Raw genomic sequence first — 16,944 nt, 5'->3', positions numbered from 1 at the left:
GTGCCGGACGTCAGCGCTGCGAGAGTTCCAACTCCAGCAGCCACTCAACGACTTCGGTGTGGTGCCGGGCCTGACGGGGGTCGTCCCCCCACACGTAGAGCCCGTGTCCCGCGACCACCACGGCCGGCATCCGGGGGTCACGTGCCGCCTCCAGGCGGTCGCCGAGCACCTTCATGTCCTGGCTGTTGGTGATGACCGGGAGGTTCACCTCGACGTCGTGGGCGGGCTGGCCGACACCCTTGAGCATCTCGATGTCCCTGAACACGATCCCGCCCGGTTCACGCCGGCCCATCGCCACCGACGCCACGGTGTGCACGTGCACCACCGCACCGGCCCCGGTCAGCGCGGCGACCCGGGCGTGCAGCTCGGCCTCGGCGGACGGCTTGCCACCGTTGACGGCCGCGCCCCGCGCATCGACCAACACCACGTCGGCGGGCGTAAGTTCACCCTTGTCGTGGCCGCTCGCGGTGACCGCGAGGAGCAGCGGATCGCGGGACAGCACCACGGACAGGTTCCCGGAGGTGCCCCGCATCCAGCCGAAGGAGGCGAAGCGGGCGGACTCGGCGGCGAGTACCGCCCCCGCCTCCTCCAGGTCGAGCGTGCTGATGTCGGTGGTCACTTGGTGCTCCTTGAACTGGTGATGCTGATCCCGTCGAACGACCCCGTCTGCGCGTGGTCCCCGACGCCCTGCTCGTAGTACGGCTCCCCGGGCCGCCGGATCCCGACGGTCCGCCACCCGGCGGCGCGCGCCGCGTCCAGCTCGCCCGGCCGGTCGGAGAGGAAGAGGAGACGGCTCGGGTCGGTGGTGCCGGTGGCCTCCGCGATACGGCGGTACGACTCCGGTTCCTGCTTGGGTCCCGCGTTCTCGGTGTCGTACAGGCCCGAGACGAGCGGCAGCAGGTCGCCCTCCGGGGTGGACGCGAACCACGCGCGCTGCGCGGCGACCGACCCGGAGGAGTAGACGTAGAGCCGGAGCCCCGCCGTGTGCCAGGCACGCAACGCCGGCAGGACGTCGTCGTAGAAGTGCGAGACGAGGTCGCCGCGCGCGAAGCCCTCGGACCAGATGATGCCCTGGAGCGTCTTGAGGGGCGTCGCCTTGCGGTCCTCGTCCAGCCAGGTGTTGAGGGTCTTCTCGACGAGCACGGCATCCGCGTCGGGCTCGTCGATCAGCTCGCGCACCTGCGCGACCGCCCGCGCCACCTCCGGATCACCGCTCCGCTCCGAGAGCAGTGCTCCGAAACGAGAGCGTGAGTACGGATACAGCACGTCGACGACGAACCCCGTGGCGCTCGTGGTGCCCTCGATGTCGAGCACCACGGCGTCCACGGCGTCCACGGCGTAGTGCGACGTCACGCGGCGGCCCTGTCCTGCTGGAGCCCGGCGTCGATCGTGTCGTAGTCCGGGAAGCGGGACGCGATGGGCGAGCCGGTGAAGTTGCCGATCCAGCCGTCCTCCTCGTGGAAGAAGCGGATCGCGGTGAAGGCCGGGCTGGTGCCCATGTCGAACCAGTGGGTGGTGCCGCGCGGCACCCCCAGCAGGTCGCCCTTCTCGCAGTACACGGCGTGCACCTCACCGTCCACGTGTAGATAGAAGATGCCGGAGCCGGAGACGAAGAAGCGGACCTCGTCATCGTCGTCGTGCGTGTGCTCCTGGAGGAACTTCGCGCGGGCCGCCTTCGCCTTCGCCGGGAACTCCGGGTCGTCGCTCGGGTGCAGACCGAGGACGTCGACCGTGGTGAAGCCCTCCTCGGCGTTCAGCTTGTCGATCTCCGGGCCGTACGCGGCGAACACGGTGTCGCTGTCGGCGTCCGCGGGCACGTCCTCGCGGATCGGCCACTGCTCGTAGCGCACTCCGATCGGGGCCAGCGCGGCGGCGATCTCCGCGGGGTCGGAGGTACGGCGCACGACGGTCTCCGGGCCGGACTCGGGCCAGGTCGTCAGCAGGGTCATGGGAGCAACTCCAGTTGGCTGCGAGGGGGGTGGGGGAACACGGGCGAAACGCGTGCGAGAGGAATGCGAGACGAAGGGGGAGGAGCAGAGGCAGGGCCAGGAGGGCGGTGACGGGCCGGTCGTCAGTCGCGACAGCCGCGACACGGCGCGTCGGTACAGCGTCGTACCGCTGTCGCGCAGGGTGTCGTCATCATCGGAGGCCTCACTGTCCCGGGTCGGATGCCGGTTCCGTGATGGTAACTCCCGTCGGCTGGTCGTCAGAGTGTGACGAATCCGGCGTTCCATATGCTGAGATCCAGTGTCCAAGACTTTGACGAATGGCTGGAAACGTTCTCATGATCTCCCTATGAAGACGCTGCTGCTCGTGCGGCGGCTGTACGTGGACTTGCTCCGGTCGACCACAGCCCGCTGTCGCTGACCTGACCCGGAGTACCCGAGGCGCCCCCGGCCCTGGCCTGGATTCCACTCCACGCCGCCGTCCCGCGCCCGGGGCCGGACACTCCCGCGCCTACGCCTTCAGGCCATCGCGCTCCTTCATCCCTCTCTCCCTCTCGTACCGCCCCGCATCTGGAGTCCCGCCATGTCCCGCACCCGTCTTCCCCTCGCCGCGCTCTCGCTGGCCTCCGTCTCGGCGCTCTTCCTCGCGGGCTGCTCGCAGTCGACGAACGCCTCCGAGAACACCGGCGACACGGGCGCCTCCGCCTCCGCCGCGACCGGCACGAAGCCCGCCCCCTTCGACAAGGGCACGGTCAAGGTCGCGCTGGTCCGCCAGAGCGGCGCCGGCGACTACTTCGAGCAGTGGGGCAACGGCGCCAAGGCGCAGGCCAAGGCACTCGGCATCGACCTGACCGTGTACGACGCCCAGGCGGACAACGCCAAGCAGGCCACCGACCTGTCCTCGGCGATCAACTCCGGCGCGCAGGCGATCATCGTGGACCACGGCTTCCCGTCGACGATCCAGCCCGAGATCGACAAGGCCGTGAAGACGGGCGTCAAGGTCGTCGTCTACGACGTCGACACCGCGACGAAGGGTGTCGTCAGCACCGAGCAGGACGACGCGAGCATGGCCAAGGCCGTCCTCGACGTGATGGCGAAGGAACTCGGCGAGAACGCCAAGGTCGGCTACGTCAACGTCGCCGGCTACGCGGCCCTCGACAAGCGCGACAGCGTCTGGAAGTCGGCGGTCGACGCCAACGGCTGGAAGCAGGCCTTCAAGGTCGGCAAGGTCACCGACTCCACCGCCACGGACAACGTGCCGCTGGTCTCCGCCGCGCTCACCCAGCACTCGGACGTGACGGGCATCTTCGCCCCCTACGACGAACTGGCCAAGGGCACCGTCCTCGCCGTCCAGAACAAGAAGCTCCAGGACAAGGTGAAGGTGTTCGGCGCGGACGTCTCCAACGCCGACATCCAGAACATGACCGCCGCCGGCAGCCCCTGGGTCGCCACCGCGGGCACCGACCCGTCCGCCGTCGGCGCCGCGGTCGTCCGTACCGCCGCCCTGGAGCTGGCCGGACAGCTGAACAAGACCTCCGTCGAGTTCCCGGCCGTCGCCATCACCCAGGACTTCCTGAAGAGCAAGAACATCCAGAACATGGACCAGCTGCGCGCCGCCCTGCCCGCGCTGAACCTCTCCCAGGTCAGCACGGCCGACTGGATCGCCAATGTCGCCCACTGAGGCGTCGGAGCCCTCCGAGGCGTCCAAGGCGCCCCACGCCTCTCCGGCCCCGCCGGCGGTCGGGCTGCGCGACGTCAGCATGGCCTTCGGCGGCAGAACGGTCCTGGAGTCCGTCTCGCTGGACATCGCACCGGGCAGCGTCGTCGCGCTGCTCGGCGCGAACGGGGCCGGCAAGTCCACGCTCATCAAGATCCTTTCCGGCGTCCACACGGACCACGGCGGCGAAGTGACGGTGAACGGGGTGCGGGCCGCCCTCCAGTCGCCGCTCGCCGCCCGCCAGTTGGGCATCCAGACGGTGCACCAGCGGATCGGCGAGGGCATCGTGCCCGGCCTCACCGTCGCCGAGAACCTGGTCTTCGAAGAGCTGGCCCAGGCGCGCGGCAACCCGTTCCTCAACGGGCGCCGCGTGCTGGCCCGCGCCCGCGAGATCCAGTCCGCCCTCGACCTCGGCTGGAGCGACGCCCTCCTCAAACGGGACGTCACCGAACTCGGCATCTCCGACCGCCAGTTGCTGATCCTCGCCCGAGCCCTGGCCACCCGCCCCGGGCTCCTGATCCTCGACGAACCGACCTCCGCGCTCTCCGCGGCGGAAGCGGAGCGCCTGTTCGCGCTGGTCCAGAAAATGCGCGACGACGGCATCGCGGTCCTCTACGTCTCCCACCGCCTCGGCGAGATCGACGCACTGGCGGACCGCCTGGTCGTTCTTCGAGACGGCCGTCTCACCGAGGACCAGGTCAAGCCCTTCGACTGGGACAGCGCCCTGCGCGCCATGCTCGCCCAGGCCCAGGAAGCGACCACCGCCCGCCCCCGCGCCGAGTCGGCGCCCGGCGAGACCCTCCTCTCCCTGCGCGGCGTGCGGCTCCTGGACGGCCGTACACCCCAGGACCTGGACCTGCGAGCGGGCGAAGTCACCGGCGTCGTCGGCCTGTTGGGCGCCGGCAAGACGGAACTGGCCCGCGGCCTCTTCGGCGCGGAACCCTTCGCCACCGGCGCCGTGGAACTCGACGGCAAGGCCTACGCGCCCCGCCGCCCCGCCGACGCCATCCGGGCCGGCGTCCACCTGGTCCCCGAGGACCGGCACGCGGACGCCCTGGTCCCCGGCTGGTCACTCGCCCAGAACATCTCGCTGCCGTTCCTCAAATCCCTCTCGACGGCCGGGCTGGTCAACCGCTCCAAGGAGGACACCCTCGGCCGCGACACCATCGAGGCCCTCGGCGTCGTCGCCCGGGACGAGCACAGCACCGTCGAGGAACTGTCCGGCGGCAACCAGCAGAAGGTCGTCGTCGGCCGCTGGCTCGCCGAACGCCCCCGCGTCCTCATCCTGGACGAGCCGTTCCGAGGCGTGGACATCGGCGCCCGGCGCGACATCGGCCGCAGGGCGCGTGCGCTGGCGGCGGAGGGGGCGGCGGTACTCGTCCTGTCGGCCGATGTGGACGAGATCCTGGAGGTCGCCGACCGGGTCGTCGTCCTCGCGGCCGGCGAGATCCACCTGGACGCGTACGGCGAGGACGCGGAACGGGACCGTGTGATCCAGACGATCTCGGCGTCGGTCTGATGTCGGCGGCGGGGGGCGTGGTTCGTGGGCTGCGGGCCGGTGGGGGCTGGTCGCGCAGTTCCCCGCGCCCCTGTCGGGGCGCCGCGGCGCACCCGAATTTCCCGGCCCCGCCACTCGTCACCGTCCACTCCACGCCAGCCACTCCCCACGCCACCCCAGAAAGCACCCCATGACCACCACCCAGAGCGCTGCCCCGGCGAAGACGGCGACCCCGTCCACGCTCGCCGCCGCAGGCCCCCGCATCCAGAACGCGGTCATCAAGTACGGCTTCGTCTTCGTCACCGTCACGCTCTTCACGTACTTCGCGCTGAGCGAGCCGTCCTTCCGTGACTCAGCGACCCTCCTCGACACCCTCAGGTACGTCTCCGTCGCCGCGATCCTCGGCCTCGGGGTCACACTCACCATGGCCGTGGGCGGAATGGACATGTCGGTCGGCGCGGTGGCCGGGCTCGGGGTGACCGTCGCCGCGAAGACGATGGTCAGCTACAACCAGGTCGGCGTGGTCGCGATCATCGCGGTGATCGTCGCGGGAGCGCTCGCGGGTCTGCTCAACGCCCTGCTCATCGTCGTCCTCAAGATCCCCGACATGCTGGCCACGCTGGGCACCATGTTCGTCATCCAGGGCACCAAACTCATCCTGGTCGACGGCCAGTCCATCACCCCCGGCATGACCCGGTCCGACGGCACGACGGCCCCCGGCAGGTTCACCGAGGGCTTCCTGCGCATCGACCGGGGCACGATCCTCGGCATCCCCGTCTCCGTGGTCATCTTCGGCGCCCTCACGGTCGTCGCCTGGGTGTTCCTGGCCCGCACCCGCTGGGGCCGCGTGCTGTACGCGATCGGTGCCAACCCCGAGGCCTCCCGCCTGGCAGGCATCCGCGTCGGCGCGTACCGGGGGCTGGCGTACGTCCTTTCCGGCGTCCTCGCCTCGATCGGCGGCCTGATCCTGGCCGCCCGCATCGGCCAGGGAGACGTCTCCGCGGGCACCTCCCAGCTCCTCGAAGCCGTCGCCGTCGCCCTGGTCGGCACCTCGGTCCTCGGCCGGGGACGCCCGAACGTCTGGGGCACCGCCCTGGGCGCGGTCCTCATCGGCATCATCACCACCGGCCTGACCATCAAGGGCCTGCCGTACTACACACAGGACGTGGTCGAGGGCGCCGTCCTGATCCTCGCCCTGGTCTTCAGCTTCACCCTGTCCAAGCGCCGCACCGCATAAGGAGGTTCACGATGGGCTACCGCATCCTGGAGCCGGCCGACGTCCCCGCGTACCTGAACGAGCGCGGCCACTGGGCGAACCCGGCGGACATCGAGGTCCGCGAGGTCTCCGACGGCAACATGAACCGTGTGTTCCTCGCCAGGTCCACCGACGGCACCCGCAGCCTGGCCGTCAAGCAGGCCCTGCCCTGGGTCCGGGTGGCCGGCCCGTCCTGGCCGATGAGCCCCGAGCGCGCCGACGCCGAGGCACGGGCGTACGAGCAGGTCGCCAAGGTCGCCCCCGACAAGATCCCGGCGATCCTCGGGTACGACCCGGAGAACTACGCCCTCGTCATGGAGGACATGTCGGACCTGGAGGTCCTGCGCACCCTCCTCAACGAGGGCGCCTCGTACGGCCCGCACACCTCCGCCCGGATCGGCGAGTTCGTCGCCCAACTGACGTTCGCGACCAGCGACTTCGGCATGGAGACGGCGGACCGCAAGGCGCTGCTGGCCGCCTCGGTGAGCCCGGAGCTGTGCAAGATCACGGAGGACGTGGTCCTCGCCGAGCCGTACATCGAACACGAACACAACCACTGGCACGAGGGCCTGGACGACCTGGCTGCCGAGTTCCGCGCCGACGCGAGGCTCCGCACGGAGGTCGCCGACCTCCGCCACACCTTCATGACCAGCGCCCAGGCCCTCCTCCACGGCGACCTGCACACCGGCAGCGTCATGGTCGGCGAACGCGAAGGCACCCCGGTGGTACGGGTCTTCGACCCCGAGTTCTCCTTCGTCGGCCCGATCGGCTACGACCTCGGCCTCTACTGGGCCAACACCCTGGTCTCGGCGGAACGGGCCCGCGCGCTCGACTCCTTGACCGACCACGCCGACCAACTGGCCCTGTCCTGGACCGCGTTCGAGTCCGAGTTCCGCCACCTGTGGCGAACCCGAACCGACACCTTCTTCGACGACGCGTACCTGGACCGCTTCCTCGGCCGAATCTGGACGGAATCGGTGGGCTACGCGGGCACCGAGATCATCCGCAGAATCATCGGCTTCGCCCACCTGACCGACCTGACGACACTCCCGGACCCGGTGCCAGCCTCCCGCCGAGCACTACTGATCGGCCGCGAACTGATCGTCCGTAGAGGCGAGTTGAACAACCCGAACGATGTAAGGGCGGTAGTGGAAGCGCCCTGAAGGGGCGCGGGGAACTGCGCGACGAGCCACAACGCACCCGCAGACAAAACACAACGAAGAAGGGCGGCCCCCAACAAGAGGAGCCGCCCCTTCAACGCCGTACCGCCTACTTCTTGTCGAGCAGATCCTGAACCTTGGAACGGACCTCGTCCGTCGCAAGCCCCCGAATAGTCAACGTAGTCCGACGCCGCAGTACATCATCCGCGGTCTCGGCCCACTCGTTGTCCCGCGCATAAACCACCTGCGCCCAGATCTCCGGCGCATCAGCATGCACCCGCTCACCCAACTCAGGGTTCTCATTGGCGAGACGCGCGATGTCGAACGCCAGCGACCCGTAGTGCGTCGCCAGGTGCTTCGCCGTGTCGGCACCCATACGCGGCCCGGGCGCCGGGCTGTCCACCAGCAGCCGGTGAGCGACCGCACGCGGGTTCGCGACCCCCGGCAGCGGCATCTTCTTCGGCAGCTGGGAGATCGGCTCGAAGTCGTCACCCAGCGGACGGCCCGGCAACGTCTCCAGCTTCTCCATGACCGTACGGCCGATGTGCCGGAAGGTCGTCCACTTGCCGCCCGAGACGGACAGCATGCCGCCCCTGCCCTCGGTCACGACCGTCTCCCGCTTGGCCTTCGCCGTGTCACCGGGGCCACCGGGAAGCACGCGCAGACCCGCGAAGGAGTACGTGATCAGGTCGCGCGACAGCTGCTGGTCGCGGACGGAGAACGCGGCCTCGTCGAGGATCTGCGCCGTGTCCTTCTCGGTGACGGAGACGTCCGCCGGGTCGCCCTCGAACTCCTCGTCGGTCGTGCCGAGCAGCAGCATGTCCTCCCACGGGAGGGCGAAGGTGATGCGGTACTTGTCGATCGGGGTCGCCAGCGCGGCCTTCCACGGAGACGTCCGCTTCAGGACCAGGTGCGCGCCCTTCGACAGCCGGATGGACGGCGCCGCGTCGGGGTTCTCCATCCTGCGCAGGTGGTCGACCCAGGGGCCGGTCGCGTTGAGCACGAGCCGCGCGTTGACGCCGAAGTCGTCACCGGAGAGCCGGTCGCGCAGGTCCGCGCCGGTGACCCGGCCGCCTGTGAAGCGCAGGCCGGACACCTCGGCGTGGTTGAGCACGACAGCGCCCGCCTCGACGGCCGCACGGACCGTCATGAGCGCCATGCGCGCGTCGTTCATCTGACCGTCGCCGTACACGGCCACGGCCTTGAGGTTCTCGGTGCGCAGCTCGGGCACGTCCTGCGCGGCCTTGGCCGGCGACAGCAGGTGGCCGACGCCGTCACCGAAGGCCGACAGGGCGGAGTAGGCGAAGACGCCCGCCCCGAGCTTCGCCGCGCCGTGCGGCCCGCCCTTGTACACGGGGAGGTAGAACGTGAGCGGATTGGCCAGGTGGGGAGCCACCTGACGGGACACCGCACGGCGCTCGAAGTGGTTCTCCGCCACCAGCTTCACCGCGCCGGTCTGCAGATAGCGCAGACCGCCGTGGAGAAGCTTGGAGGAGGCGGAGGAGGTGGCGCCGGCGAAGTCGCCGGCGTCGACCAGAGCCACCCGCAGCCCGGACTGCGCGGCATGCCAGGCCGTCGAGATGCCGAGGATGCCACCGCCGATCACGAGAAGGTCGTACGTCGCCTTGGAAAGCTGCTCCCGGGTCTCGGCGCGGCTCGGGTTCGTGCCGAAGGCCGGGTGCGTACCGAGGGCAGGCACGGACTGCAGGGTGGACTGGCTGGTCATGTGTTTCTTACTCCTCGACAGAGCTGTCTTCGAGCCAGCCCATGGACCGCTCGACGGCCTTGAGCCAGCTCTTGTACTCACGGTCGCGCTTTTCCGCGTCCATGTTGGGGGTCCACTCGGCGGCCCGGCGCCAGTTGGCGCGCAGGTCGTCGGTGTTGGTCCAGAAGCCGACGGCGAGACCGGCGGCGTAGGCGGCACCGAGGCAGGTCGTCTCGGCGACCATCGGACGCACCACCGGCGCGTCCAGGAAGTCCGAGAGGGTCTGCATCAGCAGGTTGTTGGAGGTCATGCCGCCGTCGACCTTGAGGGCCGCGAGCTCGACGCCCGAGTCCTTGGTCATGGCGTCCGTGATCTCACGGGTCTGCCAGGCGGTGGCCTCCAGCACGGCGCGCGCGAGGTGCGCCTTGGTGACGTACCGGGTCAGACCGGCGATCACACCGCGGGCGTCGGAGCGCCAGTACGGGGCGAACAGACCGGAGAAGGCCGGCACGAAGTAGGCGCCGCCGTTGTCCTCGACCGACGACGCGAGCGTCTCGATCTCGGCGGCGGTGGAGATCAGGCCCATCTGGTCGCGCATCCACTGCACCAGCGAACCGGTGACCGCGATCGAGCCCTCCAGGGCGTAGACCGGGGCCTGGTCGCCGATGCGGTAGCCGACCGTGGTCAGCAGGCCGCTGTAGGAGTTGATGATCTTGTCGCCGGTGTTCATCAGCATGAACGTGCCGGTGCCGTACGTCGACTTGGCCTCGCCCTCGGCGAAACAGGTCTGGCCGAACAGGGCCGCCTGCTGGTCGCCGAGTGCGGAGGCGACCGGGATGCCGCCGAGCAGGTCGCCCAGCTTGCCGCCGGTGACCTCGCCGTACACCTCGGCGGAGGAGCGGATCTCCGGGAGCATCGACAGCGGTACGCCGATGGACTCGGCGATCTTCGGGTCCCACTCCAGCGTGTGCAGGTTCATCAGCATGGTGCGGGAGGCGTTGGTGACGTCGGTGACGTGGTGACCGCCGTTGACACCGCCCGTCAGGTTCCAGATGACCCAGCTGTCCATGGTGCCGAAGAGGATGTCCCCGGCCTCGGCGCGGGCGCGCAGACCCTCGACGTTGTCGAGCAGCCAGCGGGCCTTGGGCCCGGCGAAGTACGAGGCCAGCGGGAGGCCGGTCTCACGGCGGAAACGATCCTGCCCGACGTTGCGGCCCAGCTCCTTGCAGAGCGTGTCGGTACGGGTGTCCTGCCAGACGATGGCGTTGTGGACGGGCTCACCGGTGTTCTTGTCCCACAGCAGCGTCGTCTCGCGCTGGTTGGTGATGCCGATGGCCTTGATGTCGTCGCGGGTGATGCCGGCCTTGGAGATGGCTCCGGCGACGACCTCCTCGACGTTCGTCCAGATCTCGGTCGCGTCGTGCTCGACCCAGCCCGGCTTCGGGAAGATCTGCTCGTGCTCCTTCTGGTCGACGGAGACGATCCGGCCGTCCCGGTCGAAGACGATGCAGCGGCTGGAGGTGGTGCCCTGGTCGATGGCCGCGATGAACGGGCCGGCGGTGTGCGCGTCGTCGGTCACTGTGTGCTCCTGAAAGGTCCGTGGGTGAGGGGCTGGCTTACGGCGTTGGTGCTCAAGGCTGCCTCAGGTGTTCTGGCTGCTCTAAGCAAAAGCGACGTTGTAGATGCCTGCAGCGATCGCGCCGCCGATCAGCGGACCGACCACCGGGACCCAGGCGTAGGACCAGTCCGAGCCGCCCTTGTTGGGCAGGGGCAGAAGAGCGTGGACGATGCGCGGACCGAGGTCACGGGCGGGGTTGATCGCGTAGCCGGTCGGACCACCGAGGGACAGACCGATGGAGACCACGACGAGCGAGGTGATCAGGGCACCCAGGACACCGAGGCCCTTGCCGCTGTCGTTGAGACCCTGCGTGAGGACGGCGAGCACCAGCACGATCGTGCCGATGACCTCCGTGGCCACGTTCTGCCAGGCGACGCGGATCTCGGGGCCGGTGGAGAAGATGCCCAGGACCGGGCCGGCGCCCTTCTCCTGCGCCTCGACGGCCTTCGCGGCCGGAGTGCCGACGATCTCCTTGTCGGTCAGGTGCGCGAGGAACTGGCCGTAGTAGGCGATCCAGACCAGGGAGGCGCCGATCATGGCGCCGAGCAGCTGCCCGCCCCAGTAGATCGGGACGTCGCTCCAGTCGATGCCGTCCTTCTTGAGGGCGAGCGCGAGAGTCACGGCCGGGTTGAGGTGGGCACCGGAGAGCGGTGCCGAGGTGTAGACGGCCGTCAGTACGGCGAAACCCCACCCGAAGGTGATGGCCAGCCAGCCGGCGTTGCGGGCCTTGGAGGCCTTCAGCGTCACGGCGGCACAGACGCCGCCGCCGAGCAGGATGAGTATGGCGGTACCGATGGTCTCGCCGATGAAGATGTCGGAGCTGGACACCCGCGACTCCTTTGTCCTTCGTCCAGAGGGAGAGCTGCCGGCCCTTGGCGTTGTCACACTCTAACGCCTATTGCCGGTCAGTGTTCGGCAATGTCGACCGATGGACGGGAGTCTTGTCCCCGCGTTACATGCACGTCAAGAGCTCTGTTATCGAAAACACGATCGTTATTGATTGCTGTGAGCTATCGATCTTGAGCCGGTCGCGACCCGCGTCCGCCCGCACACGCCCCGCACACGAAAAGACCGGAACATCCAAGATGTCCCGGCCGTTCTCGTACGAAAGTTCAGAACCTGTCGGTTGGATCGGGTCGGGTCAGAACCGTCCCGCGCCCAGATCCCGGGACACCGCGCGGGCGCAGTCCCGCACCGCCGCGATCAGCTCGGGACGCAGCTCGCCCTCGCGGCAGAGCCGTTCCACCGCACCCGTGACGGCCACCGCGCCGACCGGCATCCGCCGCCGGTCGTGGATCGGGGCGGCGATGGACGAGACGCCCTCCCAGGTCTCCTCGACGTCGGCCGCGTACCCGCGCGCGCGGGTGAGGTCCAGGACGCCCTCGAAGCCTTCCAGGTCACTGATCGTCCGGTCGGTGAACGTCTTGCGCTCGGCCTCCAGGACCTCGCTGTGCGCTACCGGGTCGTAGGCCGACAGGACCTTGCCCAGGGCCGTGGAGTGCAGGGGCTGCATGGCCCCGACCTCCAGCACCTGCCGGCTGTCGTCGGGGCGGAAGACGTGGTGCACGATCAGCACGCCCTGCTGGTGCAGCACCCCCAGGTGGACACTCTCGCCGCTGGAACGGGCCAGGTCGTCGGTCCACACCAGGGCACGCGCGCGCAGCTCGTGGACGTCCAGGTAGGTGGTGCCCAGACGCAGCAGTTCGGCGCCCAGCTGATAGCGCCCGGAGGCGGCCTCCTGCTCGACGAACCCCTCGTGCTGGAGGGTGCGCAGGATGCCGTGGGCGGTGCCCTTGGCCAGGTCGAGGGACGAAGCGATGTCCGAGAGACCGAGCCGACGCTCGCCGCCCGCGAGGAGCCGCAGCATCGCCGCCGCCCGTTCGAGCGACTGGATGTTCCGTGCCATCGCCGTCCTGCCTCCGTCCCCTCGGCCGCTCGCGCGGCGTTCACTGCCACCGTTCGGCAATGTCGAACACTACCGGTCCATGTCGACCACCCGCCAATGGTGCGTCGACACCTGTTACATCCCTCGTACATCTCGCGCACATCGGGGCCGACGCCACGCCCGCCCCCAGGGGCCTTTTCGGCCATGGCGCACGCGCCACGTACGTCCGTCCCGTGGACGCCCTGACCATACGGCCCCGCACCGGGCTACCCTGGCCGCGTGCGTCTTCCCCGGGAAGGCGCAAAGCCGACAGCCGTCGCACTCCAGGGAGCCCTTACATGGCCGCCTCGTCGTCCGCCCCTTCCACCGACAGCAGGACCCGTGTGTCCGCCCTCCGGGACGCGCTCGCCACCCGAGTGGTGGTGGCCGACGGTGCGATGGGCACCATGCTGCAGGCGCAGGACCCGACGCTGGACGACTTCCAGCAGCTCGAGGGCTGCAACGAGGTCCTCAACATCACCCGCCCGGACATCGTGCGCAGCGTGCACGAGGCGTACTTCTCGGTGGGCGTGGACTGCGTCGAGACGAACACGTTCGGTGCGAACCATACGGCGGCGGCCGAGTACGACATCGCGGGACGCGTGTACGAGCTGTCCGAGGCCGGTGCCCGCATCGCCCGCGAGACCGCCGACGAGTTCGGCGCCCGCGACGGCCGTCAGCGCTGGGTCCTCGGCTCGATCGGCCCCGGCACCAAGCTGCCGTCCCTCGGTCACATCGACTACCTCACTCTCCGCGACGGCTTCCAGGCGAACGCGGAGGGACTCCTGGCCGGTGGCGCCGATGCCCTGATCGTGGAGACCACGCAGGACCTCCTCCAGACGAAGTCGTCGATCGTGGGCGCCCGCCGCGCCATGGAGGCCACCGGTCTCGACGTGCCTCTGCTGGTCTCGATGGCCTTCGAGACCACTGGCACGATGCTGCTCGGCTCGGAGATCGGTGCCGCGCTGACCGCGCTCGAACCGCTCGGGATCGACATGATCGGGCTGAACTGCTCGACCGGCCCCGCCGAGATGAGCGAGCACCTGCGCTATCTGTCCCGCCACTCGCGCACCCCGCTGCTCTGCATGCCCAACGCGGGCCTGCCGATCCTGACCAAGGACGGCGCCCACTTCCCGCTCGATCCCGAGGGCCTGGCCGACGCCCAGGACACCTTCGTGCACGACTACGGCCTGAACCTGGTCGGCGGCTGCTGCGGTACCACCCCGGAACACCTGCGCAAGCTCGTGGAGCGCGTGCAGGGCGCCACGCCCGTCGAGCGCCGCCCGCAGCCCGAGCCCGGCGCCGCCTCGCTCTACCAGACCGTGCCGTTCCGCCAGGACACCGCGTACATGGCGATCGGTGAGCGCACCAACGCCAACGGTTCCAAGAAGTTCCGCGAGGCCATGCTGGAGGCCCGCTGGGACGACTGTGTCGAGATGGCCCGCGACCAGATCCGCGAGGGCGCGCACATGCTCGACCTCTGCGTCGACTACGTGGGCCGCGACGGCGTCGCCGACATGCGGGAGCTGGCGGGCCGCTTCGCCACCGCCTCCACCCTGCCGATCGTCCTGGACTCCACCGAGGTTCCCGTTCTCCAGGCGGGCCTCGAGAAGCTCGGCGGCCGCGCCGTCATCAACTCGGTGAACTACGAGGACGGCGACGGACCGGAGTCCCGCTTCGCGAAAGTCACCCGGCTCGCCCAGGAGCACGGCTCCGCGCTGATCGCGCTGACCATCGACGAGGAGGGCCAGGCCCGCACCGTCGAGCACAAGGTCGCCATCGCCGAGCGCCTGATCGAGGACCTGACGGCGAACTGGGGGATCCGCGAGTCGGACATCCTCATCGACACCCTCACCTTCACGATCTGTACGGGCCAGGAGGAGTCCCGCAAGGACGGCATCGCCACGATCGAGGCGATCCGCGAACTCAAGCGCCGCCGCCCGGACGTCCAGACCACCCTCGGCCTGTCCAACATCTCCTTCGGTCTGAACCCGGCCGCCCGCATCCTGCTGAACTCGGTCTTCCTCGACGAGTGCGTCAAGGCCGGTCTCGACTCGGCGATCGTGCACGCGTCGAAGATCCTCCCCATCGCCCGCTTCAGCGACGAGGAGGTGACCACGGCCCTCGATCTGGTGTACGACCGGCGGGCCGAGGACTACGACCCGCTGCAGAAGCTGATGGCCCTCTTCGAGGGCGTCAACACCAAGTCGATGAAGGACGGCCGCGCCGAGGAACTCGCCGCCCTGCCCCTCGACGAGCGGCTGCAGCGCCGGATCATCGACGGGGAGAAGAACGGCCTGGAGGCCGACCTCGACGAGGCCCTGACGACCCGCGCCGCCCTCGACATCGTCAACGACACCCTCCTGGAGGGCATGAAGGTCGTCGGCGAGCTCTTCGGCTCCGGCCAGATGCAGCTGCCCTTCGTGCTGCAGTCCGCCGAGGTCATGAAGACGGCCGTCGCCCACCTCGAACCGCACATGGAGAAGTCCGACGCCGAGGGCAAGGGCACGATTGTGCTGGCCACCGTGCGCGGGGACGTCCACGACATCGGCAAGAACCTCGTGGACATCATCCTCACCAACAACGGCTACAACGTGGTCAACATCGGCATCAAGCAGCCGGTCTCCGCGATCCTCGAAGCCGCGCAGGAGCACCGCGCCGACGTCATCGGCATGTCGGGCCTGCTGGTCAAGTCCACGGTGATCATGAAGGAGAACCTCCAGGAGCTCAACCAGCGCAAGCTGGCCGCCGACTACCCGGTCATCCTGGGGGGCGCCGCCCTCACCCGCGCCTACGTCGAGCAGGACCTGCACGAGATCTACGAGGGCGAGGTCCGCTACGCCCGCGACGCCTTCGAGGGCCTGCGCCTGATGGACGCCCTGATCGGCGTGAAGCGCGGTGTCCCCGGCGCCAAGCTGCCGGAGCTCAAGCAGCGCCGCGTCCGCGCGAGCGCGGCCGACACGGTGGTCGAGGAGCGTCCCGAGGAGGGCCACGTCCGCTCCGACGTCGCCACCGACAACCCGGTCCCCACCCCGCCCTTCCAGGGCACGCGGGTCATCAAGGGCATCCAGCTCAAGGAGTACGCGAGCTGGCTCGACGAGGGCGCCCTCTTCAAGGGCCAGTGGGGCCTCAAGCAGGCCCGCGCCGGCGACGGCCCCACCTACGAGGAGCTGGCCGAGACCGAGGGCCGGCCCCGGCTGCGCGGCCTCCTGGACAAGCTCCAGACGGAGAGCCTGCTGGAGGCGGCCGTCGTCTACGGCTATTTCCCATGCGTCTCCAAGGACGACGACCTGATCATCCTCGACGAGCAGGGCAACGAGCGGACGCGCTTCACGTTCCCGCGCCAGCGTCGTGGCCGCCGGCTGTGCCTGGCCGACTTCTTCCGCCCGGAGGAGTCCGGCGAGACGGACGTCGTCGGCCTCCAGATCGTCACCATGGGCAACCGCATCGGCGAGGAGACCGCCAAGCTCTTCGAGGCCAACGCCTACCGCGACTACCTCGAACTGCACGGCCTGTCCGTCCAGTTGGCAGAGGCGCTCGCCGAGTACTGGCACGCACGGGTCCGCTCCGAACTGGGCTTCGCCGGCGAGGACCCGGCAGACGTCGAGGACATGTTCGCCCTCAAGTACCGGGGCGCCCGCTTCTCCCTCGGCTACGGCGCCTGCCCCGACCTGGAGGACCGCGCCAAGATCGCCGACCTCCTGCAGCCCGAGCGCATCGGCGTCCACCTCTCCGAGGAGTTCCAGCTCCACCCCGAGCAGTCCACCGACGCCATCGTGATCCACCACCCCGAGGCGAAGTACTTCAACGCACGCTGAGTTCCAGCGCACGCTGATCGGACAAGACGTACACTTGACGTCCACCGCAGGCCGGTTGCCCTATGTGCACTGGCTGCCCGGGGGGGGCGTGCGCTTCACCCAGGAGGCGCGGGAGATGGGCCCGGTCACCACAGCTGTGCTCGACAACACCTGCGGCAACCTGATCCAGATCGTGCACCAAGCGCAGTATGGGGAACAACTGGCGGTCGGCGACAGGGGGAAGGCCCCGCGCCGGCCCCGAAAACCGGTGGCGGACCGTGTCGACGCACGCGACGATGCCCCCATGGACGCGCGTGAGCACGG

General features: G+C 69.5%; 12 protein-coding genes and 1 pseudogene. 6 read left to right on the top strand and 7 right to left on the bottom strand.

The window, feature by feature from the left end:
* Nucleotides 1-10 precede the first annotated feature (10 nt).
* The 3 genes from mtnB to STRTUCAR8_RS00115 are packed head-to-tail and all read right to left on the bottom strand — an operon-like array spanning nucleotide 11 to nucleotide 1,949.
* Nucleotides 11-619, bottom strand: coding sequence for a methylthioribulose 1-phosphate dehydratase (gene mtnB / locus STRTUCAR8_RS00125; protein WP_006373304.1), 609 nt, complete (start codon nucleotides 617-619; stop codon nucleotides 11-13).
* Nucleotides 616-1,353, bottom strand: coding sequence for an acireductone synthase (gene mtnC, locus STRTUCAR8_RS00120; RefSeq protein ID WP_006373300.1), 738 nt, complete (start codon nucleotides 1,351-1,353; stop codon nucleotides 616-618). Before mtnC ends, mtnB begins: the two co-directional genes overlap by 4 nt.
* On the bottom strand, nucleotides 1,350-1,949 hold the full coding sequence (locus tag STRTUCAR8_RS00115) for a 1,2-dihydroxy-3-keto-5-methylthiopentene dioxygenase (protein ID WP_006373296.1): 600 nt from the start codon (nucleotides 1,947-1,949) through the stop codon (nucleotides 1,350-1,352). Before STRTUCAR8_RS00115 ends, mtnC begins: the two co-directional genes overlap by 4 nt.
* 580 nt (nucleotides 1,950-2,529) lie before the next feature.
* Between STRTUCAR8_RS00115 and STRTUCAR8_RS00110 the strand changes: the two genes are divergently transcribed.
* From STRTUCAR8_RS00110 to mtnK, 4 genes are all read left to right on the top strand, one after another.
* The gene (locus tag STRTUCAR8_RS00110) at nucleotides 2,530-3,627 is read left to right on the top strand and encodes a substrate-binding domain-containing protein (protein WP_006373299.1); all 1,098 of its coding nucleotides are present in this window, start codon (nucleotides 2,530-2,532) and stop codon (nucleotides 3,625-3,627) included.
* Nucleotides 3,614-5,182 carry a sugar ABC transporter ATP-binding protein gene (locus STRTUCAR8_RS00105; protein WP_006373303.1) on the top strand — a complete coding sequence of 523 codons (1,569 nt, stop codon included), beginning with the start codon at nucleotides 3,614-3,616 and terminating at the stop codon, nucleotides 5,180-5,182. The genes STRTUCAR8_RS00110 and STRTUCAR8_RS00105 overlap by 14 nt, the downstream gene beginning before the upstream one ends.
* A gap of 169 nt (nucleotides 5,183-5,351) precedes the next feature.
* Complete coding sequence (locus STRTUCAR8_RS00100; protein WP_006373295.1) at nucleotides 5,352-6,398, top strand: ABC transporter permease; 1,047 nt, start codon at nucleotides 5,352-5,354, stop codon at nucleotides 6,396-6,398.
* An 11-nt stretch (nucleotides 6,399-6,409) separates the two neighbouring features.
* On the top strand, nucleotides 6,410-7,579 hold the full coding sequence (mtnK, locus tag STRTUCAR8_RS00095) for an S-methyl-5-thioribose kinase (RefSeq protein ID WP_006373294.1): 1,170 nt from the start codon (nucleotides 6,410-6,412) through the stop codon (nucleotides 7,577-7,579).
* A 106-nt stretch (nucleotides 7,580-7,685) separates the two neighbouring features.
* Here mtnK and STRTUCAR8_RS00090 read toward each other — a convergent pair whose 3' ends face one another.
* The 4 genes from STRTUCAR8_RS00090 to STRTUCAR8_RS00075 all read right to left on the bottom strand — a co-directional run bounded on the left by STRTUCAR8_RS00090 (nucleotide 7,686) and on the right by STRTUCAR8_RS00075 (nucleotide 12,805).
* Nucleotides 7,686-9,302: a glycerol-3-phosphate dehydrogenase/oxidase gene (locus STRTUCAR8_RS00090; RefSeq protein ID WP_006373305.1), complete on the bottom strand. Its 1,617-nt coding sequence runs from the start codon at nucleotides 9,300-9,302 to the stop codon at nucleotides 7,686-7,688.
* A 7-nt stretch (nucleotides 9,303-9,309) separates the two neighbouring features.
* Nucleotides 9,310-10,860 (bottom strand): glycerol kinase GlpK, encoded by a 1,551-nt coding sequence (gene glpK / locus STRTUCAR8_RS00085; protein WP_006373302.1) that lies wholly within the window; start codon nucleotides 10,858-10,860, stop codon nucleotides 9,310-9,312.
* An 81-nt stretch (nucleotides 10,861-10,941) separates the two neighbouring features.
* Complete coding sequence (locus tag STRTUCAR8_RS00080; protein ID WP_006373297.1) at nucleotides 10,942-11,727, bottom strand: MIP/aquaporin family protein; 786 nt, start codon at nucleotides 11,725-11,727, stop codon at nucleotides 10,942-10,944.
* Nucleotides 11,728-12,040: 313 nt separating this feature from the next.
* Nucleotides 12,041-12,805 (bottom strand): IclR family transcriptional regulator, encoded by a 765-nt coding sequence (locus tag STRTUCAR8_RS00075; RefSeq protein ID WP_006373298.1) that lies wholly within the window; start codon nucleotides 12,803-12,805, stop codon nucleotides 12,041-12,043.
* 317 nt (nucleotides 12,806-13,122) lie between these two features.
* On the opposite strand from STRTUCAR8_RS00075, the gene metH reads away from it, so the two are divergent.
* Together metH and STRTUCAR8_RS49085 are read left to right on the top strand one after the other, a co-directional pair.
* Complete coding sequence (metH, locus tag STRTUCAR8_RS00070) at nucleotides 13,123-16,641, top strand: methionine synthase (protein ID WP_006373307.1); 3,519 nt, start codon at nucleotides 13,123-13,125, stop codon at nucleotides 16,639-16,641.
* Between the two features lie 73 nt (nucleotides 16,642-16,714).
* Nucleotides 16,715-16,825, top strand: a pseudogene (locus tag STRTUCAR8_RS49085) (VOC family protein); the annotation flags it as partial.
* Nucleotides 16,826-16,944 lie beyond the last annotated feature (119 nt).

Source organism: Streptomyces turgidiscabies Car8 (genome assembly GCF_000331005.1).
Classification (GTDB): Bacteria; Actinomycetota; Actinomycetes; order Streptomycetales; family Streptomycetaceae; genus Streptomyces; species Streptomyces turgidiscabies.
The sequence above is the reverse complement of the archived record's forward strand: the minus strand, read 5'-3'. Positions and strand labels throughout refer to the sequence as shown.

Bases quoted from the DNA above. Each gene is read 5' to 3' on its own strand.
- STRTUCAR8_RS00075 (WP_006373298.1), bottom strand. From the start codon at position 12,805: ATGGCACGGAACATCCAGTCGCTCGAACGGGCGGCGGCGATGCTGCGG.
- STRTUCAR8_RS00090 (WP_006373305.1), bottom strand. From the start codon at position 9,302: ATGACCAGCCAGTCCACCCTGCAGTCCGTGCCTGCCCTCGGTACGCAC.
- STRTUCAR8_RS00100 (WP_006373295.1), top strand. From the start codon at position 5,352: ATGACCACCACCCAGAGCGCTGCCCCGGCGAAGACGGCGACCCCGTCC.
- mtnK (WP_006373294.1), top strand. From the start codon at position 6,410: ATGGGCTACCGCATCCTGGAGCCGGCCGACGTCCCCGCGTACCTGAAC.
- STRTUCAR8_RS00115 (WP_006373296.1), bottom strand. From the start codon at position 1,949: ATGACCCTGCTGACGACCTGGCCCGAGTCCGGCCCGGAGACCGTCGTG.
- metH (WP_006373307.1), top strand. From the start codon at position 13,123: ATGGCCGCCTCGTCGTCCGCCCCTTCCACCGACAGCAGGACCCGTGTG.
- STRTUCAR8_RS00105 (WP_006373303.1), top strand. From the start codon at position 3,614: ATGTCGCCCACTGAGGCGTCGGAGCCCTCCGAGGCGTCCAAGGCGCCC.
- STRTUCAR8_RS00110 (WP_006373299.1), top strand. From the start codon at position 2,530: ATGTCCCGCACCCGTCTTCCCCTCGCCGCGCTCTCGCTGGCCTCCGTC.